The organism is Brevibacillus reuszeri (assembly GCF_001187725.1).
GTDB classification, from domain to species: Bacteria; Bacillota; Bacilli; order Brevibacillales; family Brevibacillaceae; genus Brevibacillus; species Brevibacillus reuszeri.
This window is the reverse complement of record NZ_LGIQ01000011.1, coordinates 850,126-876,800: the sequence shown is the minus strand read 5'-3', so window position 1 is coordinate 876,800 and position 26,675 is coordinate 850,126. Positions and strand designations below refer to the sequence as shown.

Annotated in this window: 29 protein-coding genes; 24 read left to right on the top strand and 5 right to left on the bottom strand. The window is 47.5% G+C overall.

All coding sequences use genetic code 11. The annotated features are described in order from the left end of the window. Window positions 1-190: 190 nt before the first annotated feature. Window positions 191-850, top strand: coding sequence for a type A chloramphenicol O-acetyltransferase (gene catA / locus ADS79_RS29200; RefSeq protein WP_049741960.1), 660 nt, complete (start codon window positions 191-193; stop codon window positions 848-850). Window positions 851-941: 91 nt separating this feature from the next. Here catA and ADS79_RS29195 read toward each other — a convergent pair whose 3' ends face one another. The 4 genes from ADS79_RS29195 to ADS79_RS29180 all read right to left on the bottom strand — a co-directional run bounded on the left by ADS79_RS29195 (window position 942) and on the right by ADS79_RS29180 (window position 5,861). Further along, window positions 942-2,384 (bottom strand): DUF1254 domain-containing protein, encoded by a 1,443-nt coding sequence (locus tag ADS79_RS29195; RefSeq protein ID WP_049741959.1) that lies wholly within the window; start codon window positions 2,382-2,384, stop codon window positions 942-944. A gap of 111 nt (window positions 2,385-2,495) precedes the next feature. Next, window positions 2,496-3,425, bottom strand: a complete 930-nt coding sequence (locus ADS79_RS29190; RefSeq protein WP_049741958.1) for an AEC family transporter — start codon at window positions 3,423-3,425, stop codon at window positions 2,496-2,498. A 25-nt stretch (window positions 3,426-3,450) separates the two neighbouring features. Next, window positions 3,451-4,923, bottom strand: a complete 1,473-nt coding sequence (locus ADS79_RS29185) for an amidase (RefSeq protein ID WP_049741957.1) — start codon at window positions 4,921-4,923, stop codon at window positions 3,451-3,453. Window positions 4,924-4,997: 74 nt separating this feature from the next. Beyond that, window positions 4,998-5,861, bottom strand: a complete 864-nt coding sequence (locus ADS79_RS29180) for an AraC family transcriptional regulator (RefSeq protein WP_049742178.1) — start codon at window positions 5,859-5,861, stop codon at window positions 4,998-5,000. A 238-nt stretch (window positions 5,862-6,099) separates the two neighbouring features. On the opposite strand from ADS79_RS29180, the gene ADS79_RS29175 reads away from it, so the two are divergent. From ADS79_RS29175 to ADS79_RS29080, 20 genes are all read left to right on the top strand, one after another. After that, complete coding sequence (locus ADS79_RS29175; protein ID WP_049741956.1) at window positions 6,100-6,987, top strand: DUF2167 domain-containing protein; 888 nt, start codon at window positions 6,100-6,102, stop codon at window positions 6,985-6,987. Between the two features lie 196 nt (window positions 6,988-7,183). Continuing rightward, window positions 7,184-7,783, top strand: coding sequence for a DedA family protein (locus ADS79_RS29170; protein ID WP_236700133.1), 600 nt, complete (start codon window positions 7,184-7,186; stop codon window positions 7,781-7,783). An 18-nt stretch (window positions 7,784-7,801) separates the two neighbouring features. Then, entirely contained in the window at window positions 7,802-8,461 is a 660-nt protein-coding gene (locus tag ADS79_RS29165) for a phosphatase PAP2 family protein (RefSeq protein ID WP_049741955.1), read from the top strand. A gap of 100 nt (window positions 8,462-8,561) precedes the next feature. Continuing rightward, a complete protein-coding gene (locus ADS79_RS29160) occupies window positions 8,562-9,122 on the top strand; it encodes a hypothetical protein (RefSeq protein WP_049741954.1) in 561 nt (186 codons plus the stop codon). A 93-nt stretch (window positions 9,123-9,215) separates the two neighbouring features. Further along, window positions 9,216-9,872, top strand: a complete 657-nt coding sequence (locus tag ADS79_RS29155) for an efflux RND transporter periplasmic adaptor subunit (RefSeq protein WP_049742176.1) — start codon at window positions 9,216-9,218, stop codon at window positions 9,870-9,872. Between the two features lie 12 nt (window positions 9,873-9,884). Then, complete coding sequence (locus tag ADS79_RS29150; RefSeq protein ID WP_049741953.1) at window positions 9,885-11,444, top strand: DHA2 family efflux MFS transporter permease subunit; 1,560 nt, start codon at window positions 9,885-9,887, stop codon at window positions 11,442-11,444. A 21-nt stretch (window positions 11,445-11,465) separates the two neighbouring features. Next, window positions 11,466-12,611: an HlyD family secretion protein gene (locus ADS79_RS29145; RefSeq protein WP_236700132.1), complete on the top strand. Its 1,146-nt coding sequence runs from the start codon at window positions 11,466-11,468 to the stop codon at window positions 12,609-12,611. 154 nt (window positions 12,612-12,765) lie between these two features. Further along, window positions 12,766-13,926, top strand: a complete 1,161-nt coding sequence (locus ADS79_RS29140) for an iron-containing alcohol dehydrogenase (RefSeq protein WP_049741952.1) — start codon at window positions 12,766-12,768, stop codon at window positions 13,924-13,926. Window positions 13,927-14,058: 132 nt separating this feature from the next. After that, window positions 14,059-14,289, top strand: a complete 231-nt coding sequence (locus ADS79_RS29135; protein ID WP_049741951.1) for a hypothetical protein — start codon at window positions 14,059-14,061, stop codon at window positions 14,287-14,289. Between the two features lie 16 nt (window positions 14,290-14,305). After that, on the top strand, window positions 14,306-14,635 hold the full coding sequence (locus ADS79_RS29130) for a hypothetical protein (RefSeq protein WP_049741950.1): 330 nt from the start codon (window positions 14,306-14,308) through the stop codon (window positions 14,633-14,635). A 309-nt stretch (window positions 14,636-14,944) separates the two neighbouring features. Then, window positions 14,945-15,742: a prolipoprotein diacylglyceryl transferase gene (gene lgt, locus ADS79_RS29125; RefSeq protein WP_049741949.1), complete on the top strand. Its 798-nt coding sequence runs from the start codon at window positions 14,945-14,947 to the stop codon at window positions 15,740-15,742. A 214-nt stretch (window positions 15,743-15,956) separates the two neighbouring features. Further along, window positions 15,957-16,274, top strand: coding sequence for a rhodanese-like domain-containing protein (locus ADS79_RS29120; protein ID WP_049741948.1), 318 nt, complete (start codon window positions 15,957-15,959; stop codon window positions 16,272-16,274). A 16-nt stretch (window positions 16,275-16,290) separates the two neighbouring features. After that, entirely contained in the window at window positions 16,291-16,860 is a 570-nt protein-coding gene (locus tag ADS79_RS29115; protein WP_049741947.1) for a sulfurtransferase TusA family protein, read from the top strand. Window positions 16,861-16,927: 67 nt separating this feature from the next. Next, window positions 16,928-18,049 carry an MBL fold metallo-hydrolase gene (locus ADS79_RS29110; protein WP_236700157.1) on the top strand — a complete coding sequence of 374 codons (1,122 nt, stop codon included), beginning with the start codon at window positions 16,928-16,930 and terminating at the stop codon, window positions 18,047-18,049. Between the two features lie 285 nt (window positions 18,050-18,334). Then, entirely contained in the window at window positions 18,335-19,021 is a 687-nt protein-coding gene (locus tag ADS79_RS29105) for a response regulator transcription factor (protein WP_049741945.1), read from the top strand. Beyond that, window positions 18,978-20,093, top strand: a complete 1,116-nt coding sequence (locus ADS79_RS29100) for a sensor histidine kinase (RefSeq protein ID WP_161807326.1) — start codon at window positions 18,978-18,980, stop codon at window positions 20,091-20,093. The genes ADS79_RS29105 and ADS79_RS29100 overlap by 44 nt, the downstream gene beginning before the upstream one ends. A gap of 84 nt (window positions 20,094-20,177) precedes the next feature. Further along, window positions 20,178-20,678 carry a hypothetical protein gene (locus tag ADS79_RS29095; protein WP_049741943.1) on the top strand — a complete coding sequence of 167 codons (501 nt, stop codon included), beginning with the start codon at window positions 20,178-20,180 and terminating at the stop codon, window positions 20,676-20,678. Beyond that, window positions 20,671-21,393, top strand: coding sequence for a cytochrome c biogenesis CcdA family protein (locus tag ADS79_RS29090; protein ID WP_049741942.1), 723 nt, complete (start codon window positions 20,671-20,673; stop codon window positions 21,391-21,393). The genes ADS79_RS29095 and ADS79_RS29090 overlap by 8 nt, the downstream gene beginning before the upstream one ends. Before the next feature lie 20 nt (window positions 21,394-21,413). After that, on the top strand, window positions 21,414-21,971 hold the full coding sequence (locus ADS79_RS29085) for a peroxiredoxin family protein (RefSeq protein ID WP_049741941.1): 558 nt from the start codon (window positions 21,414-21,416) through the stop codon (window positions 21,969-21,971). A 15-nt stretch (window positions 21,972-21,986) separates the two neighbouring features. Beyond that, window positions 21,987-22,625: a TlpA family protein disulfide reductase gene (locus ADS79_RS29080; protein WP_049741940.1), complete on the top strand. Its 639-nt coding sequence runs from the start codon at window positions 21,987-21,989 to the stop codon at window positions 22,623-22,625. A gap of 119 nt (window positions 22,626-22,744) precedes the next feature. On the opposite strand, the gene ADS79_RS29075 is transcribed toward ADS79_RS29080, so the two are convergent. Continuing rightward, window positions 22,745-23,293, bottom strand: a complete 549-nt coding sequence (locus tag ADS79_RS29075) for a GbsR/MarR family transcriptional regulator (protein ID WP_049741939.1) — start codon at window positions 23,291-23,293, stop codon at window positions 22,745-22,747. Window positions 23,294-23,532: 239 nt separating this feature from the next. Here ADS79_RS29075 and ADS79_RS29070 point away from each other — a divergent pair, with 239 nt between their 5' ends. From ADS79_RS29070 to ADS79_RS29060, 3 genes are read left to right on the top strand one after another with little or no spacing between them, the layout of a single operon-like run. Continuing rightward, window positions 23,533-24,621: an ABC transporter ATP-binding protein gene (locus tag ADS79_RS29070; RefSeq protein ID WP_049741938.1), complete on the top strand. Its 1,089-nt coding sequence runs from the start codon at window positions 23,533-23,535 to the stop codon at window positions 24,619-24,621. Beyond that, window positions 24,618-25,772, top strand: a complete 1,155-nt coding sequence (locus ADS79_RS29065) for an alkaline phosphatase family protein (protein ID WP_049741937.1) — start codon at window positions 24,618-24,620, stop codon at window positions 25,770-25,772. Before ADS79_RS29070 ends, ADS79_RS29065 begins: the two co-directional genes overlap by 4 nt. Further along, a complete protein-coding gene (locus tag ADS79_RS29060) occupies window positions 25,773-26,660 on the top strand; it encodes a carbohydrate ABC transporter permease (protein WP_049741936.1) in 888 nt (295 codons plus the stop codon). Window positions 26,661-26,675: the final 15 nt, after the last annotated feature.

Genomic DNA, 26,675 nt, shown 5'->3' with positions numbered 1-26,675 from the left:
CCATTACGATGAGGGCGGTGCCTTTTCTATCATTGGTATAATCGCGGCAGAGTCGAGGGTACAGATATGGTAAAATGGAAAATGAAATACGGCAGTTCACAATCTGAAAAGGAATGAGTGCCATGAAAATTGCACGCAAAGTAACCTCCTAAAATCAAAAGATGTGATCATTTTAGGAGGTTGAAACAAAGTGAAATTTCATCGAATCGATCTGGACAGCTGGAACAGAAAGCCTTACTTCGATCATTATTTGAACCAGGTGAGATGTACCTTCAGTATGACGGCAAACATCGATCTGACGGAACTGCTTCCGCTTCTCCGAGAAAAGAAAGTCAAGCTGTATCCAGCCTTTCTTTATATGGTGACACAAGCGGTCAATGCACACCGTGAATTCAGGACGACGTACGATGCAGAAGGGCATTTGGGATATTGGGAGAAAATGATCCCGAGCTATACTTTCTTTCACCAGGATGATCAAACATTTTCTTCCATATGGACAGATTTCATAGATGATTTCTACCTGTTTTATGAAAACTATACCGCCGATATGAAAATGTACGGCGATAATAAAGGTATCGTGGCAAAAGCAATGGAGCCGCCGTATACTTTTCCTGTCTCATGCATCCCGTGGGTCAGCTTCACTGGATTTAATCTGAACATTTTTGGTGATGGGCAATATTTGCTGCCGATCATTACAAGCGGAAAATACTTCGAGCAAGAGGGCAAGACACTGTTGCCCGTTTCTTTGCAGGTTCATCATGCTGTTTGTGATGGATATCATGCGAGTCTTTTTATGAACGATTTGCAAAAATGGGCGAGCGGCGGCAAGAGCTGGCTACTCATGCCGTGATTGCGCTAAAATCAAAGCTCTACGATAAGAATAAAAGCGAGGCTGTCGATCTTGTGATCGGCAGCCTTTTTTGATGGGGTACTTTGTAAACTCACGGTGTATTCTTGAACTCACGTACAGGAGGCCACTTCTGAGGATTTTTCCACGTATCTGGAGCTGGGGCAAAAACCCGGAGTACCAGATTAAAATCACCCGCAGGAGTAGGGAGCCAGTTCGCCTCTTTGCCTGGCGGCGGTTCTTTTTGAATGTACAAATCCAACGAGCCATCGGGGTTGTATGCAAGCGTACCCGTATTGCTTCGTACCGATGAACGATTTGCTGCTATGGTAGCCAGATAAAGCTGGTTATTATAGACGTTGATCGACCAAAAAGCCGTAGTCTGCGGCAATTGCTCCTTTGAAAAATGCAGCGTATAGCGTTTTGTGCCTGTCAGAGGTGCTCCTTTTTCATCTGTATAGGCGCGGAAGTACATCTCCTCTTCAGGTACATTTGCCGCGAGTCCAGAATAAGCGACGAAGGCTCGGGCAAGAAACTGATTACCATACGTACCAACAGGTGAGAATGACCCCCAGCCATTTGTAACCTTTGTGTAGGGGAGGAAGCCATTTTGGATGATCCCAGGCGCATCTGCAAGGGCACGTTTTAATCCGGCGATTGCCCTTGGGCGCAGCTTGGCTTGCGTCTCATCAGGTGAAATGCCAATGCCGGCAAGGGCAAATTGGTCGAGCAGGACACGGTCACACGCCGGGGGAGGATTACTCTGAATCATCTCGGTCATGACTTGATAAAAGGAGAGAGACGTCAACACATCGTCTGGAACAGCCGGTGAGACTTGTGCAGCTGCAGGGGGTACCTGCTTGGAAGAGAGCATAGGAGCCAATGTGATTTGCTTTTCAAAGGAAACCGCTTTTGATAAATCGCCTTCTCCTTTTACCTCCACGCGTCCGATGAGCCATACAGTGTTGGTTGGCGCTTTGATAAGATGTGTATTGGCTGGGACAATTCCGCTCCACTTAGGCCCCACGATGGCATAGCGTCCAGCGTGCCCTTGCGTGGAACGATTGGATACATTGCGAAACGTGTTTGTGTAGGCGTCCAGCATTTGCACCGTGTAGTAGCGGTTTAGCGGGTTTTCCGGCACTGAGAGAATCATAGGCGTCTCAGACAAATTCAGCCATGCGCTCATATACAAGGTGTCAGAGTTAGGCGTCACGATATCGTGAAAAGAGGGCGAGGCTAGTGTATCCGAATAATAAAATTGGTTCAATGGTGCGCGGGTTCTCGTCATTTCTGCCATCGTTTTAGCTGTCATAACAAGCGGGTAGCCATAAATATAGGCTTGAATCCCCAATGAGTAGGCCAGGTCTTCCTGAGATTTGGCAAGCTGCTTCAGGCGCTGCGTGAAGGGAAAAGGATTTGGGCTAGGAGATCCTTCTGACGCGGCGTGTACAGTATGAAAGCTTGAAAAGAAAAAAGATAGCCAGACCACAGTGACAAAGAGAGAAATGATGATCTTTTTCGAAAAGCGAAGCATGATGACCCTCCCGTATCAAAACTCATAGAAGCTGCAATGGTAGTCTTCACGGGAGCATGGCTATTTTATGCAAAAGAAAAAGCCATCCGAAATACAGATGGCGGACAAAAATTATGACGGAAACAGCTGTGAGGAGAGAGTGATACACAGCGTGAGTGTCACGGTGCTGAGTAAGGTAGAGACGAGCACAGCCTGAGCTGCAAATTCAGGCTCATTGCCATATTCCAAAGCCAGCGATGCACTATTGCGTGAGGTTGGAATCGCGCTTGCGATAAACAGAGCCTGCGCCGTTATTCCCTCAAGTCCGAGAATTGAAATCACTCCAAAAGCGATCAACGGAGATACTGCAAGTCGCAGCATGCCGCTGACCAATACGAGCCACGTCTGTTTTTTCAATGAAACAGAGGCGATTTGAGCGCCGATACTGACGAGAGCGATGGCAAGCATTCCGTCTGCTGCATGCTTTGCAGGTGTCCAGATCATAGCCGGGATATCCAGTTGGGCGAGATTGAGAAGCAAGCCGAGCAGAATCGCGTACAGGACAGGAAGTCGGAAAAAATGGCGGATCGAAGCGCTCAGGCCTTTTGTCGCAGCGCTCGCTTTTAATAATCCAAATGTAAAAGTAACCAATATTTCGAAAACGACCACGACAATTTGGATAGACATGGCGAGCGGATCATGACGAAAAGCGAGATCATTTACTGGTATCCCGATATTGCCATTGTTCGTGAGTACGACACTGTTGGTGAAGCTGGCCCGAAAGCCGCGAGAAAAAGAAAACAGCTTGCCGATGGTTTCCGTGAGCAACAACAGGAGCACAAACTGAAGCAGCAAAAAGCCGACAACCTGAACAAGCAGCATGGGCGAGAGTGATGCTTCGTAAATTTTGACGAAGGCGATGGATGGCACAAAAAAATAAAGGATCAGCTTGGACAAGGTGTTCATGTCAAAACGAAACGCCCTGTGGAGGATGGCACCAATCGCGATCAAGACGATGATCGGTGCGATGATTTCTTGGGCGGTGATCCAAAAGAATGACATACAAATCTCCTTCTCGAATCTTGTGTTATAACGTAGGAGGCTTCCATTCCTGACTTGTCTGGGACATTCTCGCAGCCGTACTAAGCAGATCGTGATCGCGCCAGCGTTTTCCCACACACTGGATGCCTATGGGGAGCCCAGCTTTGTCAAAGCCGATCGGCATCGTTACGACGGGACTGCCGGTCACGTTAAACAGATTCGCGTAATAAGTGGTGGCGATCCAGTAATTTTGCGGTTTGCCGTCAATGTACAACGGCTCCTCGTAGATCGGCAGATAGCCAACCATTTTTGTTTTTTGGTGATGAGGAAAGGCGGTCGTGCTGCTAACTGGACAGAGAAGTACATCATAATCTGACATGAAAAGCTCAAAGCGGCGAATCAATTGCTCGCGTACGGTTAAAACGCGCATGTAATTTTTAAACGTCAGTGGAACAAGCATGCTCGCAGTGGGGACCTTTTGGCTTACTTTCCTTGTTGTAAGATAGGCCAAGCCTCTTTGAAGCATGGGTGTGGTGGAATTTAGCTCTGCGTCAATCATTTTTCCCCATGTCTCCCACGCTGTACGGACGTCGATTGGAGGAGCAGTGATTTGGTCGACGTGAATACCCTGACCTGCCAGCTGTGTGACAAAACGATGCAAAGCTTCTTGAATCTCATGGCTGACAGGATACCCAGGCAGCTCGTCTAGCCAAGCTACACGCAGGGGAGTGGCGGACTCTGTGGGGGGAGGCACCTGTGGTCCATTTGGTAGGCCTCCTGCAAAACCGCTTCCACCTGCAATGATCGAAAAAGCTGTCTGCAAATCCTCAATCGAACGTGCCAAAGGACCGTAGCAAGCCAAGTGGCGGGAGGAAGCATAGTCGGCCGTCCCTTCAAAACCAGGCATGTGACCCGTAGGAGGTACGGCTCCTTCCGTTGGCTTTAGACTGAAGACACCGCAGTAATGGGCGGGAAGTCGAAGTGATCCGCCAATGTCACTGCCAATATCCAGATAGGAGAGTCCAGCGGCAACAGAAGCTGCTGATCCGCCGCTACTGCCTCCCGCTGTTCGTTCCTGGTTCCACGGATTGTTCGTTCGACCGTAAATGTCGTTGTCCGTTTGAATGTCTATTAATAGAGGAGATACGTTTGTCTTTCCGAGCAGGACTACACCGGCCTGCTTTAATCTGCTGACTACGGCAGCATCTCTGTCAGGCACGAAGCCCTGTAGTGCAGGAAACCCCGAGGTGGTTGCAAGCCCGATCGTAGAAAAGGAATCCTTGATAGTGATCGGTACCCCATGGAGTGGACCTCGAAGCTGTCCAGCGTGTATCTCCTTGTCCGCCTCCTTTGCTGCGTGGAGTGCAGCCTCTTCATTTTTGGCAACGACTGCGTTTAATTGTGGGTTAAACTTACTGATTCTTTGGATCGCGAGTCTGGTGATTTCCTCTGCGCTCACTTTTCTCTCTCGTATGAGTGTCCCTACCTTCACTGCTGATAAATAGGCGAGTTCATGCATATGGATCGCTCCCTTCGCCATTTAGCATACGAAATTTATCTACCCGAAAACTTGATCGAAAATGCGATAACTGCCTATGCTTCGGATAGGACGGGGACATAGATGTAGAGAAGCGAATCTGGGTGATCTACGCCTAAAAAATGGTCGTCATAATACTCGAAATCATACGGTGCAAACAGCAGATGGGCTGACTGGGAGAACCAGCTGCCGTAAATATATTGATAAGTAAGCGGAAGGTTTTTCGTCGGCCCTTTATGTGGAAAGACGAGATAGTTGGCTGCCGGCAGCCTCCAGCGCTCCGATCCCTCTGTTGATATGGCAAAAGACGCTGATGACTCTACGCCAGCCAAATACGTAAAAGATAAATCAAGCCCAAAGGCATCAGGGTAGCGCAGTACGCCGTATCGGGGCATTTTTGCTGATTCAGCTTCGGAAACAGTCCTACTTAGGCGCTGCCAGTTGGACAGAATATCTTTCTGGCTGATGGTGTCACACGCGTATCCTACAATCTCCCGAGCATGGTGAATCGTTGCTGGAACCGGTTCAATCAGATGAGTTTGGATATGGCGCAGGTAAGGCACTTGCAGACGTTCCTTCATCGCGAAGCGCGGCATCCTTCCTGTTTTCCGCAAGGCGGAGGGGGGAATCCCAAAGCGTTTGGCAAAAGCTCTTGTAAAGGCTTCATGCGATTCAAAGCCATATGTAAAGGCCGCTTCTGTTACACTTTTTTGCTGCAGTGATAAATATTTGGCTGCTTCCGTAAGTCGCCTTTTTGTGATGTACTGTCCAACGGTTTCTCCCGTAACGTGATGAAACAGGCGTTGAAAATGGTATTTGGAATAACCGACCGACGTCGCGATCCTCTCTACCGTCAACGCTTCCGTGAGATGGTTTTCGATAAAAGACAGGGCATCCGCCATACTCTCCAAATAATTCATGGGTTCCTCTGCGTTAGAAATAGTTTTCCAGTAGGATACCATAACTTCCTGATTCATAGGGTAAGAAAATGTACCTAGATTAACAAGGAGAAAAGTAACGAAAAAATAAATAAGCATTTGATTATATTAAGTAATATTGAATGATTTATCCTTAATTTTCTATTTTTATTTTGAATTAGGAAAATATTCCTTGTAAGATGAGGTGGTTCTTGAAAAAAAAGGGATTGAGGGGTAACAAATGCGGAAACAAGCTTGGCTATCATTTTTTATGGTCTTTCTTTTAAGTTTTGGAATGCTACTGCCGGTAAGCGCAGAACAAAAATTAAACTATGTAGAGCCTGGTACAAAAGTAGAGATGGAACGCAAATTTTCGTTCACCGTTCCAGAAAACATGGTTTACCTCAACAAAGAGGATACGATCAAAATGGAACAACAGACGGGTGATATTCCGACGAACGATGAAATCGGTAGCGTTTTGCCTATCGAAGAAAACCAGGATTGGGTTTTGTTCATGGAATATGTGGATTCCGGTCACATCAGTGATGACGAGCAAAACGAAATTGATGCAGACGCTCTGCTGCAAAGCTATAAAGATGGTACAGAAGAGGCAAACAAACAAAGAAAGCCGGAGGAGCAGTTTCACGTGGTCGGCTGGAATGTGAAGCCTGCCTACAATGCTGCTACCCATGAGCTGGAATATTCGATGCTGCTGGAAACAGAAAGCAAAGAAAAATTTCTGAACTATAAGCTACAGATTTTGACGCGTACAGGTCATGTTTCTTTCATCCTTGTAACCGATCAGGCGAATTTGGAGAAGGACAAGCAGACGCTTCGAGCTTCTATTCTCAAAAACTTTATCGTGAAAGAAGGAAATCGCTATTCCGACTTTGATGCAAAGACTGATAAAGTAGCGGAATACGGCCTGACTGGATTGATTTTGGGCGGGCTTGGACTGGCTGCTGCGAAGAAATTAGGCTTCCTGGCGCTGATTCTTGCTTTTGCGAAAAAAGGCTGGATTTTGATTGTGGTAGCAATAGGGGCCATTGGCGGCTTAGTGAAAAAGCTGCTGGGCAAAAAGGACAAAGCAGGTCCAAGTGATTCAAATGAGGATAGACCGTCCGCTTAAACGAAGCATAGGCAAGGCGTAAGACAAGCTCTTCTCCGTACAAAATCGGGGGAGGGCTTTTTTTACAACCAGTTAACTCCTCCTCTGCTGCAGGTTAAAGAGACGACATGATTTAAATTACCGGAAAAAAGCCAGAATGTCAGAGAAGAGGGGGAGAATAGAATGAAGTAGGACAACGTATTTACGGAGGTAAACCTTGGAACAGCATTTGGATTTATTTTTGATGAAATACGGATATGTGGGGATCTTTTTTTCGCTGGCATTAGGTGTTATCGGATTGCCGATACCCGATGAGGTATTGATGACCTATGCAGGGTATGCGGTTTCGCGTGGAATTTTAAATCTGCCCTTTACTCTGCTTAGCGCGTTTTTAGGAGCATCCGTGGGAATATCGGTCAGCTATGCGATCGCCGCTAAGTGGGGACTGCCGCTGCTTTTAAAAGTAGGACCTTACCTGCATGTCACACCGAAAAAAATTGAATCGACACAGAAGATGTTTGCCAAATATGGTCCCTATCTTTTATTTTTTGGCTATTTTTTGCCCGGTGTTCGTCACATAACAGCTTATTTGGCAGGTGTGGCCTCCATGGACTTTCGGCGATTTGCAGGCTTTGCCTATGCAGGTGCGATGCTGTGGAGCTTGACGTTTCTCATGCTGGGACGAGCGCTTGGTAAGGAATGGTACAAGGTCATTATTTTTATTCGCCATTACGGGCTGGTGACTGTGCTGATTCTGGCGTCCATTATTATCGTCATCTATCTCTACAGAAGGTACAAACTAAGCACCAGGACATGACGAAGGGAAGGCATCCAGTTGATAAAACAGTTGAGGCTCTCTCCGAAAACGAAGCAGTATGCGCTCATCTGCCTCCTGATTATTGCTGTCAGCCTGTTTGTATTTGGCAAGCTGGGGCAGGAAATGCTGGAGCAAGAGCTGTACGCATTTGATTCCTTTGTAATCACAAAGGTTCAGTCACTCATTACGCCAAAGCTCACATCTGTGATGCTATTTTTCACTTTTCTTGCCTCAACAAAATCGTTACTTACGTTAACATTGATCGCGATTGGTCTTATGCTTTGGCAGCACAAAAGATGGGAGGCACTCTTTTTGCTGCTCGCACTAGGTGGCGGAATGGTGTTCAATCTACTGCTAAAATGGCTATATCGACGTGAAAGACCCACTATACAGCGGCTGATAGAAGAAAGTGGATACAGCTTTCCAAGTGGACATTCGATGGCTGCTTTTCTTTTTTTCGGGATGATGGCTATGCTGCTTACGCTATTTGTTGTTTCCCGAGCAGCGAAAGCCGTCATTATACTTGTAGCGGTTGTCCTGATTTTGCTCGTTGGGATCAGTAGAATTTATCTCGGCGTGCATTATCCAAGTGACGTCCTGGCTGGGTTTGTAGCTGGGGGAGTATGGCTCGTTATGTGTCTTTTAGGATTGAAAATCGTGGTGGAGACAAGAAGTTGAAAAAAACACTTTACAAACCGACGGTCGGTACGTAAAATAAAAAATCATAACGTTATTTCCTACTTCATCCATTTTGAAAAATGTAAAGGAGAGCTGCCTTATGTTAGCCACTTTGTTTTGGATCTTTGTTGACCTCATTCCTTTTATTGTCGCTTTTCAGGTAGAACCACAGGCGCTTGGCTTTGGGATCGGTTTTGTGCTTGCCGTGCTGATTTATTTGTTTCAGAAAAAGAAGTTTGGGGAAGTAACCACGATCATTGCCATCAAGGTTTTTTACTTCTTTTGCGGCTTTTGGGTCGCGTTGCTTTTCCCGTCCTTTCATCTGTTCGATTTCACACAGCTGTTCATGTATGGGATTCTTACGTTTGCGGCAGTCTGGTCGCTGGCGATCAAGAAGCCATTTACACTGCAATATGCGCGTAAAGTAGTGGCGCCTGAGTTCACAGAGCATTCTCTCTTTTTAGCCTCCAACTTTTGGCTGACACTGATTTGGGCCGTTGCGTTTGGTTTATCCTTGATTTGCTCGACATTGTATGCAATGGCACTCGTTTCCGGGGAAGTGGGAGTTACACTGGTTCACGTATGGAATTTGGTTGGGCTTGCAGCAACCATTTTGGTTCGTCCGATTGCACGACGTTATTTCCTGAACAAACAAGGGTAAGGGGAGGGGCTCGAAATCAAGAGCACCTTGTTTTTTGGACGAAAACAAACCGACAGTCGGTTTGTGAAAAAGACAAAAAGGAATGATTCCACGATGGAGAACAAAAAGCCACATAAAAAGTTGATTTTACCCGCGATTCTCCTGCTCGTCTGTGCTGTAGTCGGTTATTACGCCTATCAGGGGTACTTTTATGTAAAGACAGAGGATGCGATCGTGACGGGAGACATTTACAAGATTGCCCCCAAGCTGTCCGGGAAGCTGACGCATGTGACGATAGAGGAGGGGAGCCAGGTAGAGCAGGACCAGATTGTGGCGGAGCAGGAGCAGATGAATGCCACTAGTCCGGCGCAAGTGGAAAATTTGATGATACGCACGCCCATTAGTGGTGTGATCCTGCAGCGAGCGGCAAAAGAGGGAGAAGTTGTTGGGGCCGGCAATACAATTGCACTTGTGATCGACAAAAGAAAGCTATACGTGCAGGCAAACATTGAGGAAACCGAAGCGGGCTATATTCAGGTCGGGCAAGTCGTAGATATTCAGCTGGATAAATATCCAGGGCATGTTTTTCATGGGACGGTAAGCCGAATCGGAGAGGCTACGCAGTCTACGTTTTCTTTGCTGCCACCCGTGAATGCAGGCGGCAATTTCACCAAGGTGACACAGCGAATTCCCGTCAAAATTTCGTTTACGGAAGGTCCGTATGATTTTCAGCCAGGTTTGAATGCCAAGGTTACCATACACGTGAGATAAGGGTGAGGATGAATGAATCCGCAAAAAAACTTTTGGCCCGGGGTATTTGCGATCGTACTGGGGACCTTTATGGCTGTGCTTGATACAAGTATCGTCAATGTCGCAATTCCGGAAATGATGAACGTCTTTGGGGCTTCCACGGAAGAAATCCAATGGGTCGTCACCAGCTACACGTTAACGATGGCAGCAGTCATTCCATTAGCTGGCTATTTGGGAATTCGGTTTGGCGTGAAAAAAAGCTATCTCGCCAGTCTGTTTCTCTTTACCGCAGGCTCCCTGCTATGCGGGCTGGCCTGGAGCAATGGCAGTATGATTGTTGCCCGGATTATTCAAGCGGCAGGTGGCGGCTTGATGATGACAATTGGTCAATCGATGATTCAGTATGTCGTGCCACGTGAAAAAATGGGGCCAGCTATGGGTGTTTTCGGGATATCGGTTTTTGTCGCGCCGGCTGTCGGCCCAACCTTGAGCGGTTATTTTGTGCAGCATCTGGATTGGCGCTTTATTTTTACGGTGAATATTCCGTTCGGGCTCTTGGCTATGCTGCTCGTTTGGCGCTTTTTACAGGAGGGAGAAACGAAAAAAGAGCATCCGTTTGACCTTGCCGGGTTTATTTGGTCAACGACAGCGCTAGTGTCACTGCTGCTTGCGGTCACCAAAGGAGAAGAAAAGGGCTGGGACTCGTTTCCAATCGTATCGCTTTTGCTTCTCTCTTTGATTAGCGGTTATTTGTTTATCACTCGCGAGCTGGACACTGAGCATCCACTGGTCGATGTCCGCCTGTTCGCAAATAGGGATTTTACATTGGGGCTTTTGGTGAACAGCCTGATTATGGTGGGCAACTTCGGGGTGATTTACTTGCTGCCGATCTACTCGGAAAACATGCTGGGACACACGGCTATGGATACGGGCTTGATGATGCTTCCACAAGCGATTACTTCGGGGATCGTGACACCCATCTGCGGAATGTTTGCTTCGAGAATCGGATTGAAGCCTCTAATTGTTGCAGGTCTGTTGTGCTGCATTGTACCCGGCTTTTTTCTCTCCCACATTGATCTGAATACAGACTTGAGCACGCTTCATTGGCTGCTGGCGCTTCGCGGCTTTGGCCTGGGTCTGTGTCTCATGACCTCGATGCAAATCCCGCTTCTGGCAACCAATGATCCAGCGCGTGTACCTGCGGCTTCGGTCATTACCAACATATCTCGTCAAGTCGCTACCTCGATGGGGATTGCCGGGTTAATCAGCTTATTCTCCAGGCGTGGTGTAGAGCATGCAGCACAAATGAGAGAACAGATGACGGCGACGCAGCCAACCGTAATCGATACGCTCGGACAATGGCAGCAGATGTATATGGCGAAAGGACTTTCCCTACAGGAAGCATACGAGTCAGCTCTGCAACTAGGGAGTCAGCTCGTAAAAAAATATGCTGCGGTTTCGGCTTTGCAGGATAGCTTGCTTGTCGCAGAGCTGGTGCTGGTTGCAGCCCTCATCGTGATGCTTGTGGTGAAAGAAAACAAAGCACTGCAACAAACTACCGAAGAAGCCTCTCAGCCAGTGATGCTGGATTGATGGAAAAAGGAAGGGGATAGCATGATGAAAACACATCGCATGAAAATCATCGTGGGCGTGGGCATTGCCGCGTTGCTCTTGTCAGGCTGCGGGAGTGCTCAGCCAGTAGAATTGCCAATGGCATCGGCCCAAGGAAGCTCGTCGGCAACGAGTGAGAAGACTACCCACGTGTTCGCAGGGAAAATGGTCGGGATTGAAGAGGTCACGATTTATGCCAAAGCGGCAGGAAGGGTCGCTTCGGTACACTACGATATCGGTGATCGGGTAGAAGGAAACGCAGTGTTGTTTGACCTGGAGAAAACAGAGCTGGAATCCAGTCTGCAAATGGCAAAGGCTGATTTGGCGCAAGCAAAGGCCAAGTGGGAGGAAGCTAAAAAAGGAACTCGCCCAGAAGAGATTAAATACGCAGAGGCTGGCTGGCAGCAGGCGATAAACAAGTATAAGGATGTAAAAAACGGCAAGCGACCAGAAGAGCTTGTACAGCTGCAGGCTGCCTTGCAATCGGCAAAAACAGCGTATGAGCTGTCTACAGCAAAAAAGGAACGGACCCAAACACTCTTTTCCCAGGGAGCAGTCTCCGAGCAAGCATTGGAGGATGCACAAGCAGTCGTAGCGCAGGCAGAAGCGCAGTATAAACGAAGCGCCGAAGAGCTGACTTTGGCAAAAGCAGGTGTAACCGATCCGGCTCTGCAGGCACTAGAGGCCAATGTTGAACAGATGAAGTCGTTGTATGACAAAGCCAAAAACGGTTTTACACCAGAACAGCTCGCACAGTTCGAAGCTAATGTACAAAAGGCAGAGGCAGCCGTAAGCAATGCGGAGTACCAATTGAAAAACGCAGCGGTCATCTGTCCGCTTAAAGGCTACGTAAGCGCCAATAATATTCATGCAGGTGAAATGGTAAACGCGAGCCTGCCTGCGATGACTGTGGTGAATACAGATCAAATGTATGTAGTAATCGGTGTATTGGAGGCAGATATCGCCCGGTTTACCGTGGATAAGCAAGTCGATGTATCCGTAGAAGCGACCCATGACAAGCTGCAGGGGAAAGTAGCGCGAATAAGCCCCAAAGCAGATGCAGGCACGAATACATTTACGGTGAAAATTTTACTCGACAATGCAAAAGGTCATTTTCGCTCAGGAATGACCGGAGAAGTGCAGCTCTAATTGACGCCCCCGAAGCGTTCAGTGCGAAAATCCTCATCGCGCACATAATTGCTTCAGATAAGGGCTGTCCCATTGTGCGAATTTTATCGCAATCATGCTGGCATGCCTTCCTCTGCACTTGTATGATGAAAAGAGAACAGGGGGAGGCGTATTTATGAAAGCATATAGCTATTTTTGTTCGACACGAATCGAAATGGGCGTGGGGAAATCAAAGGAATTGCCTGCGCTGCTCCAATCGCTAGGAGGAGGCTCCTCCATTTTGCTGGTAAGTGATCCGGGTGTGATTCGGGCGGGACTGGTCGCTCCGATACAGGCTGCGCTTGAGGGTGCGGGCTACCGAGTATCCTTGTTTGACCAGCTGAGTCAAAACCCGAGAGATACGGAATGCCTGGAAGGGGCAACCCGATTCCGTGATGCTTCCGCTGATATGGTCGTAGCAATCGGTGGAGGTAGTGCGATGGATACGGGCAAAGCCATTGCCCTTTGCGGACCGAATGGCGGTACTCCCGCTGATTACGCAGATGGACGGCTTGCCTACGAAAACATCGCGCCTATCATTTGTGTACCGACTACTGCTGGGACTGGATCTGAGGTGACCCGTTCATCGGTCATTACGGAATCAACAACCCATCGCAAAATGACGCTCAAGCATGCTGCTCTGCGACCGACTCTGGCTGTTCTCGATCCTGCTCTGACCTACAGTGTGCCTGCTTCGGTCACAGCTGCTACAGGAGTGGACGCGCTCGTACACGCCATCGAGGGTTACACCTGCAAGGTGACGAATCCGATCTCACAGGCACTTGGTGCAAAGGCGATGAAGACGATTGTTTCTGCACTTCCGCTCGCTTATGCAGATGGTCAAAATGAAGCGGCGCGCCACGCAATGCTGGAAGGGAGCTTGCTTGCGGGGCTTTGCTTTGGCTCTGCGGATGTAGCGGCTGTTCATTGCTTGGCGGAAGCATTGGGGGGCATGTACGATACCCCACATGGTATTGCGAACTCCGTCTTTTTGCCACACGTACTCCGCTTCAATGCCAAGGAAAATGTAACGATGCACGCCGATCTCGCCCGGTACATGGGTTTTGCTGTGGACGCCGATACAAACGAGCAAGCGGTGGACAAGCTGATTGCAGGTATCGCTGAATGGACAGCAGGACTGCAAATTCCCAAGCTCAGTGACTTGCCAGGTGTGAAAGAAGAGGATTTTCCGCGTATCGTGGAGCTGTCCATGAAAAACGGCTCTACGCCAAGCAATGTGCGGACGATTTCCGCAGAAGATTATTTGCGCATTTTGGAAGAGGCCTATCGGGCATAGACAAAAGGTACGCTTTGCAAGCAAATAGAGGATGTCTCTGGAGCACCGTTATTCACGGTGCTTTTTCTGTGAATAAAAACAATCGCTTGCCGCAAACTATAACCAACTATCACGCGAAAGTGAGGGAAGAGCATGGTTCCGTTTCCTGGCATTTATTATGCGATCTTTGCTCTTATTTTTATTGCGGGTCTGTTATTAAGCATTCATTTTATGAAAAGACAAGAATCAAAGGAATTAGACCACAATGTGAGCCAAACAACTGTGAAAAATAAAGTGCTCGGCAATGTCGGGATGCTTTTTTACGTAGGAGCCTTTGCTGTCTTGCTGGCAGTCTTACTCATTGGCGTCGTTGTTTATAGGTAAAAAGGAGGCGTAGACCATGGAGAAAAGACGATACTATGTCTCAGTTCAGGCTGGAACAATCATGGAAAACCAAGGTGATTCTGCATACGAGTTTGAAATTGAGGCCACAGAAGAGGAAGTAGCCTACATCCGAAGCTTGTTTGAGGATCGGACCGCGTATGAATTTAATACATATTTGCGAGGGCATGTCGTAGCACTCCCGTATCACTTTGACGCAGAAAACGATGAGTACGACCAATGCTTGCAGCAGATTTATGCGGCTCTGCATCAATGTGGGACGGATGAGACGAAAAATCATATTCAATCCATGGGGATTCTGGACGGGACGTTCTTCAAAGAAACCTGAGGAAAAGAAACAATGGGGAGACAACTTTTACACGGTTGTCTCCTCTTTTGTACAGACAACAACCTTTTTTTCTGATAGTATAACCGTTATCCCAATAATAGAGGTTGTTTAAAAAGTCGTCTTTTGATCACGCAGGAGTCCTGAAAGCTAATCCGACATCGAAAATGGCGTTCACCTTCGAAGTCCGGTGCTCATGTAGATTGCCTACATTCCGTTCCTCCTTCGTACGGTTCTCACCATTTTCTCGGTGCTGAAAAGCCGACTTTTTAAACACGGAATAATAATGACCTAGATAAGGATGTGATTTTCTTGCACCAATACCTGGGGTACATAGGTTCCTTTCCGATTCGTTCCTATAGTTTGATATTCGTTCTTGCTATTGTTTTAGGAATTGGGGTGACGGTTACTTTAGCCAAGCTTCAGAAAAAAGAGCATCTGGCAGAGCATCTCTTGAATTTATCTGTCCCGATGATCATTGGGGCCATCATTGGGTCCCGATTCTGGACAGTCTTTTTCTTTGACTGGGATTATTACTCCAAGAATCCTGGGGAAATCATTGCGGTGTGGCATGGCGGACTGTCGATTCAAGGTGGTGTCGTTGGCGCCATTCTGGTCGGAATCTGGTATGTGCGGAAGCATAAGATTTCGTTTTGGGAGCTGGCAGATCTGTGTGCGCCGGGCCTGATTCTCGGACAAAGCATCGGGCGTGATGCCAATCTGATGAATGGAGATGCTTTTGGCGATCCGACAGGCGGCAATTGGGGCATTCTCTATCCAGAAGGAACGAATGCCAGAGCAACATTTGGCGATCAGCCGCTCTATCCTGCCGAAGTGTGGGAGGGACAAATCGATATCATCATTTTTGCGATTCTTCTCCTTCTCATGCAAAAACGTTTAACGAGAGGCTATTTGTTCCTGGCCTACAATATACTTTACAACCTCGCGCGATTCTTTTTGGAAATGCTGCGCGGAGATTCGCATCGCTTCTTGTTCAATTGGACTACTGCGCAGTGGACATCCATGGTGATTATTGTACTTTCCGTGGGCATTGGCTTCTATTTGCACAGGAGACAAAAGGCACAAGAGCAAGGCGGCATGGCATCATAGCTATTCAAGGAAAGAGCAAGCAAATCAACTCCTCGTCATCATGACGGGGATTTTTTGTTGTCCGACGAGACGAGACATAAACAAGGGTGCAGCCTCATTTTGCTAGATCAAGGGTATTGACAACGGAAACGCAAACTCATATTATAATACCCATAGGGGTATATGTATAACGAATATCAAAACATTCATCTTTCCATATAGGGAGGCATTTCACATGAGCAAAGCATGGCAAGACATCACACCGCAAGAGGTTGAAAAAATGGTGCAGGAAAAGCGGGAGGCTCAATTCATCGATGTCAGAAATCCGGATGAGTTCAGCGCTGGACGTATGGAGGAAGCAGTCCTGATTCCCCTTCCTGTATTGCCAGTCAGACTTCATGAGCTTGACCCTGAAAAAGAAGTGATCTTCATTTGCAGAAGTGGTGCCAGAAGTGCACAGGCTTGTGAGTTAGCAGTCAGCCAAGGATTTAAGAAAGTAGCGAATATGGCGGGCGGCATGCTGAACTGGCAAGGAATCCAAATAAAAGAATAGAGCCGGAGGGATACACATGAGTGCAGCGATTACTACCGATAAAACAGTGGATTGCAAAGGACTTGCTTGTCCGATGCCAATCGTGAGAACGAAGAAAGCGATGGATGAGCTGCAGCCCGGACAAGTCATCGAGGTTCAGGCAACAGACAAAGGCTCCTTGGCAGATATGCAGGGCTGGGCAAAAAATACAGGGCATCAATATTTGGGCACCATTCACGAAGGAGACGTTCTGAAACATTATTTGCGCAAAGCCAATCCCGCTGAAGCGAAGGAAGAGACCAAGCACCCATACACGATTACAGCAGCAGAGCTTGCCCAAAAGCTGAACGAATCGATCACGGTTGTGGATGTGCGCGAACCAGCCGAGTACGCGTTTCAGCGAATTCCTGGGTCCAAATCAATACCTATGGGGGTATTGGAAGGGCATCTGCACGAGTTGAATCAAGCCGAAGAAATTTACGTCATTTGTCGCTCTGGTAATCGCAGTGATCTGGCTTGCCAGCTGCTGGCCGGAAAAGGCTTTGCTCACGTGAAAAACGTGAGTGACGGAATGAATGGGTGGACAGGACCAACCGACTCGAACTAGGACGCCATATACACAAATAGAAAAGGTGGGGGAAAGCATGACACAACAACAAACAGCCTTGCAGCCAATGACACCGCATGACCTGACACAAATCATCTTTCAGCACGAGAAGCTGTTTATCCTCGACGTGCGCAATCAAAGCGATTATCACGATTGGAAAATCGAAGGGAAAGGGATCGAAAGCATCAACATTCCTTATTTTGACTTGATTGACGGGGTGGAGCCTGCACTCACACACATCCCGGAAGGAAAAAAGGTGCTCGTTGTTTGCGCAAAGGAAGGCTCGTCCATTTTCGTAGCGGAACAACTCGTAGAGGCAGGCAGGAGCGATGTGTATTATCTCGCTGGTGGAATGAAAGCATGGAGTGAGCATCTCGAACCGGTGAAGGTAGGAGACTTGCGAGATGGTGGGGCGCTCTATCAATTTGTACGGATCGGCAAAGGCTGCCTGTCCTATATGGTGGTATCCAATGGGGAAGCGGCTATAATCGACACGCTGCGAATGACGGACGTGTACACGGACTTTGCCAGCAGCCATCAGGTTCAAATTACGCATACAATCGATACGCACCTGCACGCTGACCATATTTCTGGCGGGAAAAAGCTGGCGGACCAAGTCGGAGCAACCTACTGGCTCCCTGCCAAAGACGCAGAAGAGGTGACCTTCGCCTATAAAAAGCTGGAGGAGGGCAAGGAAATTACGGTAGGGAATACGAAGATTGCGATCCAACCAATCTACTCACCGGGCCATACCATTGGCAGCACTTCCTTGATTATCGATGACCAATACTTCCTGACTGGGGATATTTTGTTCGTGGAGTCCATCGGTCGTCCCGATTTGGCTGGAAAAGCAGAGGATTGGGTCAGTGATTTGCGCCACACGCTGTACAGTCGCTACAGAGAGCTTTCCAATGAGCTGATTGTTCTGCCTGCCCACTTTGGCAAAATAACAGAACTGGGCGAAGGCGGTGTCGTTTCTGCCCGTTTACAAGATCTATTTGAGAATAACCCAGGATTGAACATCACTGATGAGGGAGATTTCCGCAGAGCGGTAACAGAAAACTTGCCGCCACAGCCGAATGCCTACCAAGAAATTCGCCAAACCAACATGGGTAAAATAAAGCCGAGTCCAGAAGAGCAGCAGGAGATGGAGATAGGTCCTAATCGCTGTGCGGTTCATGATAAATAAACGGCATTTTGGGAAATGACGAGGGGAGGGGAAATAAGTCCCCTCTTCCATAACTATCATCCTGCGGAAAGTTAGCAACTGTGCTTCAAATAATTCGCTGCTACTGTATTTAGATAATAACTGTAGCAAACCTGCCATTGCTCAAGCATATTTGAAGCGAGCACGTACTGATCGTGTTCGCTTTTCTTTGCTTTTTCAGGCGATGCAAATGCTGCCAATGGCATGAACTTTATCGTTTCTTTACAATGGGGAGGTTATATAGAAGAGATGTAGGGAGGCGAAGCCATGCAGGGGAAAAACATTTTGGTGATCGAAGACGATGCAAAAATAAGACGGCTGTTAAAGCTGTATTTGGAAAAAGAAGGATATGACGTAGTCGAGGCGCAAAACGGGGAGGAAGGCATGGAGGCTTTCCAAAAGCATGATCCCTGCTTCGTGATTACAGATTTAATGATGCCAAAGCTCAGTGGCGAGGACTTATGCAAATGGATTCGCAGTGAGCAGAAAAGTGATATACCGTTGATCATGCTGACAGCAAAGGTAGCGGAGGCCGAGCGAATCGAGGGCTTGCAAATGGGGGCAGACGATTACATAACAAAGCCGTTCAGTCCACAGGAGGTCGTAACCCGGGTCAATACGGTGCTTCGCCGAACCGCCAATCGCTGTAGCAAAATCAGCTTCAAGGGCTTGACCATCAAGCCTGTGCGAGGAGAGGTCAAGTACAACGGGACGCTCATTTCGCTTACGCAGCATGAATTCAAGCTGCTCTACTTTTTTATGCGGCACCCTAATCAAATCTTGTCGCGTGAGCAAATTTTGGGGGAGCTTTATCCGAATGAAGAGAAAAGCGTGATCGACCGTACAGTGGATGTTCATGTCGGCAAGCTCAGAGAAAAAATCGAGACGCCAAATGAAGGGGCATGCTTTTTTGAAACGATTCGGGGAATGGGGTATCGATTTGTTGCTTATTAACCAGCTTCGTGAGTGGAAGCAGCACATGACCTGGAAGCTGATCGGGGTAAATATCATCGTTATGCTGACGGTGATTTTGCTTGCCGGGGTATCGGTAAAGGACTTCGCGTGTGTGCTTGTCGAGAAGTACCGTCTGGTCGGAGATGAGAAAAACTTCATGTTCAACCAAACCATGCAGTTTTATCTGATGCGTGCGAGCTTACTCGCAATCGTGGTTGCCGCACTCATTCATTACGTATTCATCAAGAAAATGCTGGTCCCCTTGCGACGCCTGACAGAATCGACGCGCCAGCTCACGGAAGGAACGTACCCGGAGATGATTGCGGTCACCTCCCGTGATGAAATCGGGCAGCTCACGGAGCATTTTAATGACATGACGCGGACACTGAAGCGCGCGGAAGAAAACCGCAAACGCATGCTGAGCAATATTTCCCATGATTTGCGAACGCCGCTCAGCAATTTAAACGGGTATTTGGAGGCACTCAGCAGTGGGGTTCTTACGGGAGACCGTGAGCTGTATCAATCCCTGTTGGAAGAATCCCAGCATATTACCCGTCTGGTCGAGCAGCTGCATCTGCTTTCTGTATGGGAGGATCGCCGCGAGACGGGTATGACAAAAACGAGCATTCAGATGGATGAGCTGATTTCAAAGAGCACCAATGCTTTTCAATGGGAGTTAAAAATCCGAGAGCTGGAGCTGCATTTGTCTTTGCAGCCTGGAACCGTGAACGCTGATGAGGATGGATTACGTCAGGTGCTCAACAATTTATTGCAAAATGCGATTACCTATAATGCGGGACAAATCATATGGGTGTCCGGCGTAAATGAACCACGCGGCTATCGCGTAACCGTAAGTAATGTTGGCGTACCCATGCCTGAAGAGGTGCGCGAGATTGTTTTTGAGCGATTTTATCAGGTGGACCCGGCAAGGTATCGCGGCCAATCTGGCAAAGGAAGCGGGCTTGGATTGGCAATCGTAAAAGAGATCATCCAGAAGCATGGGGGAGAAGTCGGACTCATCTCCGAGGATAACAAGCATTCATTTTGGATCACCATCCCGCCAAGCCGATAAGTGCATCGCACCATAAATATGTGCGTCTTTATCAAATCTTTAAAATAGAACGGTATTCTCATGGACAAAAGGAGGCCGTGAGAATTGTACAACTTTCAAATAGGCTCAATGGTTGTAAACGGGCAGCTTATCCTGTTCGCAAGCTTTTATCTCGCAGGCTGGTTGATGCTGCACTACCGATTGCGGGGCCATCAGGACAAAAAGATGATTGTGTCCCTAGCGTCAAACGCCTTTTTGCTATGGCTCCTCATATGGAAGGCGAGTTATTTCCTGTTTCATCCTCAGGAAGTCATCGCGGCGCCGATGTCGCTTTTGTATTTTGATGGAGGCGAATGGGGGCAATGGATTGCTAGTCTGGTAGCCATCGCCTATAGCGGGTACGCATTTCGAAAGCAAAGCTTACCTGCGTTGTTGTGGCTGGACAGTGGCGTGTGGTTCTCGTTCGCGGGCTGGATGGTCTACCAGGCTTTGCTGCTGATGCTAGGGGAATCTCCGTCGATCTATGCACTGCTGCTAGCTGGATTGGGCTTGGCAGCCTGGACGTGGTATGGAGAGAAGCGGCAAAGGGGGGAGGCTCATGGATAGCCTTAGCATTTTATTGGCATTTGCTGCGGGGATGCTGTCGTTTTTGTCCCCCTGTGTTTTCCCGCTCATCCCTGCGTATGTGTCTCATCTGACAGGCTCGACCATACACGAAGGCAGGGTGGTCGTGCAAAAGAGAACGCTGCTCTACCAGTCACTCAGCTTTATTGTCGGCTTTAGCCTGATTTTCATTGCTATGGGTGCTTCTGCGAGTCTGATCGGGCGTTTTTTTGCTGAGGAACGTGATTGGGTCCAAAAAGGGAGCGGGCTGCTCATCGTTGTGTTTGGATTGCAGATGCTTGGGCTTTTAAATCTGCGTATCTTGATGGTCGGAAAGTCGTGGGAAACGAAGCAGGACATGAGTCGTGGCACCATTCGCTCGTTTCTGACAGGTCTTGCCTTCGGGGCTGACTGGAGTCCGTGTGTCGGACTTGCCTTGTCCTCGATTTTGCTTTTAGCCGGGTCTACAGAAACATTGTGGCACGGGGTCGGGATGCTGGCTGTCTATTCACTCGGGCTGGGGGTTCCGTTTTTGCTTATTTCGTTGCTGTTGACGTACTCTCTCGGCATTATGAAGAAACTGAACAGATGGATACCGCTACTATCCAAAATCAACGGCTGGCTGCTAATTGGCATGGGCCTACTATTGTTTACAGGACAGCTGCAAAAAATGAGCGCCTGGCTCGCCCAATATACGTTCTGGGACATCAATTTTTAACGAGTGGAGGTACATTGCGCTTGAAGAAAAGCATGATCGCGATCATTTTGCTGCTTGGACTTGTCGTCTATGGCGGATATGATCTGCTTCAAAAATCGTCGCAAGAAGCAGGGCGTCAGAGTAGAGCAGACGTAGCCAATTTGGAGACAGGAACACAAAAAGGCCAGCTGGCCCCTGATTTTTCGCTGACAGATTTGAACGGAAAGCAGGTTTCGCTTGCCGATTACGCCGGCAAAAAGGTACTGGTGAATTTTTGGGCGACGTGGTGCCCTCCATGTCGGGTAGAAATGCCTCACATGCAAAAGTTTTACGAGGATTACAAAACAAAAGACGTGGTTATTGTGGGTGTCAATTTAACACCCACCGAGAAAAATCGGAGTGTTGTCCAGGATTTTATTCAGGAGCAGCAGCTTACTTTCCCGATTGTGCTCGATCAAGAAGGAGAAGTCTCGCAAGCCTACAAGGTTGTCGCCTATCCTACAACCTATTTTCTCGATGCTGATGGAGTGATCCGGGAAAAGTTCCAAGGCGCGATTAACTACGACGTGATGGAAAAAGTGCTTCGGGGCATGAACTAAACAAGGGGTGTAGAGATGAGCCAGCAGGTTGCAAAGCTGATGCTATTCACGCTATCGGCATGTCCGATGGGGCGTTCTATACATACAGTGCTTGGTGAGGTTTTGACAGTCAAAAAGGGTATCGTCTATGAGATCGTTTCTATCGATGCCGATCATGAAACAACCAATCGATACAAAATCAAGGCGAACCCGACAACGCTTTTTTTAGCGGAAGACGGGCAAGAGTTGTATCGCTTCGAAGGCTTCAAGGAGACAGCAGAGGTTCTCAGTCTATTCGAACCGGTCGAGGAAGGGGCACTTCCTCCAGTCGCAGATAGGGAAGAAAACCGCCAGACGGAGGAAGTTTACACCGTTTATTTGTATGACGCCGAGCAGATTGTTCCGATTGAGATGACCTACCATAATTTAACATCTATAAAAGCACCTCGCATCACAGCGATACAGCAATTGCTGCGGGCGCAGCGAGAGGGACTGGAAAATCCCTTCTCCGCACAGAGTTCCTTGGAAACCGTCTCATTTCAAAACCAATCAGGTGTGGTTACGCTTCGCTCTGATGGGAAAGTAAGCGCCAGCCAATCCGAGCGGATGAGGATACTGCTTGCTCATACGCTTGCTGTTTATGGTGTAAGCGAAGTTGCATTGAAATGGGTGTAACTGACGTCCTGTTGCTTCACAGCTGGACAGCTATCGAATGTATCCATATAAATGAAGCAAACAGCCCTCTACGGAGCGGGCTGTTTTTTATCGAATCATTTCGTTTTCCTCTACGATCCTCATTCCAGATCCAAAAATTCCCCATCGCGAAGCCGGTTCACAAACTTTTGCAGCCAGGAGTAATAGGTTACCCCGTGGCGCAGCTTGTGCAGGTCGCGAAGACATTCCGCTCTCTCTGCATCAGAAGTCTCTTCGGCGAGTGCCATTTCTGAGAGCTCGGGAATGACCTTATTGATTGCCCCGAGCATCACATCAATTTCCCGTTGTAGCTTCATTGTGAAAAAGACGCGAAATGTCTGGAAGAAATCAGTCTCCGCCACATACTGATCTTTTCGATCCTGTTTTTCCTCCAGCTTGGTGACCATCTTGGAATCTAGCAACGATCGTATTGCATAGCTCATGTTGCTTTTGCTCATGTTCATATATTCTTTCATGTCTTCGAGTGTCATCGGTTTATCTTCGAAAAACATAATACCGTACAGCTTGCCGAAAGAATGATTGGCCCCGTAGAGATCCATCGTTTGTGCAATTGCTTCGATAACTTGGGCGCGTAATTCGGTACGGCGCAGCGACGACCCTTCCTGATCGTGTGAGGTCATCTGCTTCATTGAGGCACTCTCCTTTGTTATTAACGAAATATGTACATCCATTTACAAAAAAGCAAAAGGAAATTGATCGAAAGTTAATATAAGTAGTTTACGATGAACGTACAATATTTTTTGTACAGATTATGTTTCTCTCTCTTTTATAGGATGATTCTATCAGAAATACAAGAAAAATTGAATGTAAAATGGAAAAATATACATTCAAAAATTAGGCTGTGAAAATGTGATAAGGGGTTTTTATCATGTCGAGTATTACGCTGAAGTCACTCACAAAACAATACACGGAAGATAGGCGCACGCTAGATCATATTAGTCTGGAGATCAAGGACAAGGAGTTTCTGGTGCTGCTCGGTCCATCTGGCTGTGGAAAATCTACATTGCTGCGAATGATTGCCGGCATTGAAGATATTACACAAGGGGAAGTGTACATTGGCGATGTTTGTGTCAATGAAGTAGAGCCTAAGGATCGCGGGGTGGCAATGGTTTTTCAAAACTATGCGCTGTATCCGCACATGACGGTTTTTGAAAATATGGCGTACGGATTGAAGATCAAAAAAGTGAAAAGGCCAGAGCGGGAAAAGCGAATTAAGGCGGCAGCAGAAATGCTGCAAATCGACTCCTTGTTGAAGCGTTACCCCAGTCAGTTGTCAGGCGGGCAAAAGCAGCGGGTTGCAATCGGCAGAGCAATCGTTAAGGAACCGAAAGTCTTTTTGATGGACGAGCCATTATCCAACCTGGATGCGAAGCTGCGAAATGAAATGAGAATTGAAATTAAAAAGCTGCATGAGCGATTAAATTCTACCTTTATATACGTCACGCATGATCAGGTAGAGGCCGTCACGTTAGGTGATCGAATCGCGATCATGGCAGAGGGCAAGTTTCGGCAAATTGGCACTCCTCTGGAAATCATTGAGTGCCCGGTAGATATGTTCGTCGCCAGCTTTATCAGTTCACCGCCCATCAATTATGTGGATGCTGTGCTGGTTAACCAGCAAGGGAAAGCCATTGTCGATATCGATGGTGTACGGGTAGAAACGAGCCTGCCAATTGACGTGGTTGAAAACCATCCGCGTGTCGTAGCAGGAATACGGCCTGAGCATTGCTTCATCACAGACGAGACCAGCAATACATTTGCCATGGAGGTCTTGTTTACGGAAATTATCGGAACGGATGTGCTGTTGCATCTCACTTACAAGGGATCGGATTTTATTGTGAAAAAAAGCTTTACACAGACGTATGAAAAAGGTCAAAAGCTGTACGTGGGACTGGATGCAAGTCACGTCAACGTGTTTGACAAAAATACGCAAAAAAATGTGAGGAGCCTCTCATGAATGTTCTGATTTCGTTAGATGGATTGAGCCACAAACTCTTTGCACAGCGAGCATCGCAATTTGTTCGGAACGGTTATTCGTACTGTAAAAAAATGATAACAACCTTTCCCTCTGTCACATTTTCTGCGCATGCAACGGTCATCACCGGGAACCATCCAGACAAGCATTCGGTCTTTGATAATGTGGTATCACATGCGCAGACGCTGGAGAGAATCGAGCTGTATGGTGACCACGACAGCCTTTGTAATGAGACTTTACATAAACAAACGATCTTTTATTCGCTAGCGAAGCATGGGCTGACAAGCTGCTGCATTCATTGGCCGTTAACGACAGGCAATTCGTATATTCAGCATCTGGTTACGGAATCGAGCAGCAAAAAAAAGCTCCAGGAATCGGTGTCTGTGGATGAGATTGATAAAGAAGCGCTGCGGGAAACAATACAGGCGATTGAATCGCAAACCTATGATTTTATCGCTACCCGATTGATTGGTTACGATGCGCTGTCGCATCAGCATGGAAAAGAATCTGTCGAGGCAACCGAATACTTGGACAGGTTGTTTGCCCATATCAATCAAGTCGAAATGTCGCTCAAAAAATCGAAGCAACCATACAATCTGCTGCTCTTCTCAGATCATGGTCAGAGTGATATCGAAGCGTTCTTTTATCCGAATGAAATTTTGGCGCAAAGTCGTTGGCGAGAACAAGCATCTGCCAAACAAATCCGATTTGTCGCAGATGGTAGTGGAGCCTTGTTGTTCTACAGTTCATTGGATTCGCAACAAAATAAGGAGGTTATGGAATATTTTCGTGAGCTGCCGGAAGTGAATCAGTTTTATGAGAGAACGGGAGAGACAGCTTCTGTCTATCAGCCAGTCGGTATCCTGGACCTAAACCATAGGGTGTGCGGCGAAGACATCGCTTTTCCGGAACAGCCCAAATATACGGAAATGAAAAGCTTGCACGGATACCATCCTTCGCAGGTCGATGAGATGAATGGATTTATGGTGTGCCTGGGTGACCAGCTTGAGAACGGAAAAATCATCGAAGAATCGCGACTGGAGCATATCGTGCCTACGATCGCGCAATTGTTTCAAATCTCTCACCCTTGTGATGGCACAAAAATCAATGATGTGATCAGGGAGTACAAGTAAATGCTTACGCGAATCAGTAAAAATCGAAAAGACAATCTTTGGTCGCTGGCTCTCCTGTTGCCGACGCTCATTCCGTTAGTTGTTTTTTGGATCTATCCGATGATCAAAACGTTTCATATTAGCTTTACGGATTGGAACTACATATCACCCGATTATAACTTTGTTGAACTCGAAAACTATAAAAATTTAATCACCGATTCCTTCTTCGCAAAAGTATTGAAGAATACGCTCGTGTTTACCTTTTTTACTGTGGTACCGCCCATCCTTTTGGGGCTGTATGTGGCTACTCTTTTAAACAAGATCAAAGCATTTCGCAATTTTTTTGTCGCTACTGCCTTTTCCTCATGGATAACACCAACCGTAGTCGTCTCTATGGTGTGGGTCAGTATATTCGATAATGATTCAGGAATCATCAACATGATCATGAAAGAGATCGGTTTGGAGCCAGTGAAATGGCTGGGAGGACAGACGACGGCAATGATTGTCGTCATTATCGTCACGATTTGGCAGTATGTCGGACTGGCAATCCTGCTGCTTACCTCAGCACTCGCCAAGCTTGACCCGGAAGTAGAGAAAGCCAATGAGCTGGACGGGGGCAGAGGCCTCAGAAAGCTGATGAAAATTACGCTGCCTGCGATTTCTCCGATCCTCGTATTCTTGTTTATTTTCTTTACGTTGAACTCGCTGAAAGCCTATGACCAGATCTACATTTTGACTCAAGGAGGGCCGTCTGGTGCAACCTCTACCATTTTGTACTATTTCTACGTGCTCGCATTTGAGTTCTATGAAACAGGTCCGGCTTCCGCATTGGCGATGATTTTCCTCGTCATTTGTCTTCTGATCAGCGCGTTGAACTTCGCTGTATCCAAAATCATGTTTAAGAAATGAGGTGGGAGCTTTGAG

Excerpts from the sequence above, each read along its gene's own strand:
- ADS79_RS29160 (WP_049741954.1), top strand. The coding sequence starts at position 8,562 with ATGTTAGCCACTTTGTTTTGGATCTTTGTTGACCTCATTCCTTTTATT.
- ADS79_RS29105 (WP_049741945.1), top strand. The coding sequence starts at position 18,335 with ATGCAGGGGAAAAACATTTTGGTGATCGAAGACGATGCAAAAATAAGA.
- ADS79_RS29130 (WP_049741950.1), top strand. The coding sequence starts at position 14,306 with ATGGAGAAAAGACGATACTATGTCTCAGTTCAGGCTGGAACAATCATG.
- ADS79_RS29195 (WP_049741959.1), bottom strand. The coding sequence starts at position 2,384 with ATGCTTCGCTTTTCGAAAAAGATCATCATTTCTCTCTTTGTCACTGTG.
- ADS79_RS29090 (WP_049741942.1), top strand. The coding sequence starts at position 20,671 with ATGGATAGCCTTAGCATTTTATTGGCATTTGCTGCGGGGATGCTGTCG.
- ADS79_RS29175 (WP_049741956.1), top strand. The coding sequence starts at position 6,100 with ATGCGGAAACAAGCTTGGCTATCATTTTTTATGGTCTTTCTTTTAAGT.
- ADS79_RS29185 (WP_049741957.1), bottom strand. The coding sequence starts at position 4,923 with ATGCATGAACTCGCCTATTTATCAGCAGTGAAGGTAGGGACACTCATA.
- ADS79_RS29180 (WP_049742178.1), bottom strand. The coding sequence starts at position 5,861 with ATGAATTATTTGGAGAGTATGGCGGATGCCCTGTCTTTTATCGAAAAC.
- ADS79_RS29115 (WP_049741947.1), top strand. The coding sequence starts at position 16,291 with ATGAGTGCAGCGATTACTACCGATAAAACAGTGGATTGCAAAGGACTT.
- ADS79_RS29065 (WP_049741937.1), top strand. The coding sequence starts at position 24,618 with ATGAATGTTCTGATTTCGTTAGATGGATTGAGCCACAAACTCTTTGCA.
- ADS79_RS29110 (WP_236700157.1), top strand. The coding sequence starts at position 16,928 with ATGACACCGCATGACCTGACACAAATCATCTTTCAGCACGAGAAGCTG.
- ADS79_RS29070 (WP_049741938.1), top strand. The coding sequence starts at position 23,533 with ATGTCGAGTATTACGCTGAAGTCACTCACAAAACAATACACGGAAGAT.
- ADS79_RS29120 (WP_049741948.1), top strand. The coding sequence starts at position 15,957 with ATGAGCAAAGCATGGCAAGACATCACACCGCAAGAGGTTGAAAAAATG.
- ADS79_RS29150 (WP_049741953.1), top strand. The coding sequence starts at position 9,885 with ATGAATCCGCAAAAAAACTTTTGGCCCGGGGTATTTGCGATCGTACTG.
- ADS79_RS29145 (WP_236700132.1), top strand. The coding sequence starts at position 11,466 with ATGATGAAAACACATCGCATGAAAATCATCGTGGGCGTGGGCATTGCC.
- ADS79_RS29190 (WP_049741958.1), bottom strand. The coding sequence starts at position 3,425 with ATGTCATTCTTTTGGATCACCGCCCAAGAAATCATCGCACCGATCATC.
- ADS79_RS29075 (WP_049741939.1), bottom strand. The coding sequence starts at position 23,293 with ATGAAGCAGATGACCTCACACGATCAGGAAGGGTCGTCGCTGCGCCGT.
- ADS79_RS29080 (WP_049741940.1), top strand. The coding sequence starts at position 21,987 with ATGAGCCAGCAGGTTGCAAAGCTGATGCTATTCACGCTATCGGCATGT.
- ADS79_RS29140 (WP_049741952.1), top strand. The coding sequence starts at position 12,766 with ATGAAAGCATATAGCTATTTTTGTTCGACACGAATCGAAATGGGCGTG.
- ADS79_RS29155 (WP_049742176.1), top strand. The coding sequence starts at position 9,216 with ATGGAGAACAAAAAGCCACATAAAAAGTTGATTTTACCCGCGATTCTC.
- ADS79_RS29060 (WP_049741936.1), top strand. The coding sequence starts at position 25,773 with ATGCTTACGCGAATCAGTAAAAATCGAAAAGACAATCTTTGGTCGCTG.
- ADS79_RS29135 (WP_049741951.1), top strand. The coding sequence starts at position 14,059 with ATGGTTCCGTTTCCTGGCATTTATTATGCGATCTTTGCTCTTATTTTT.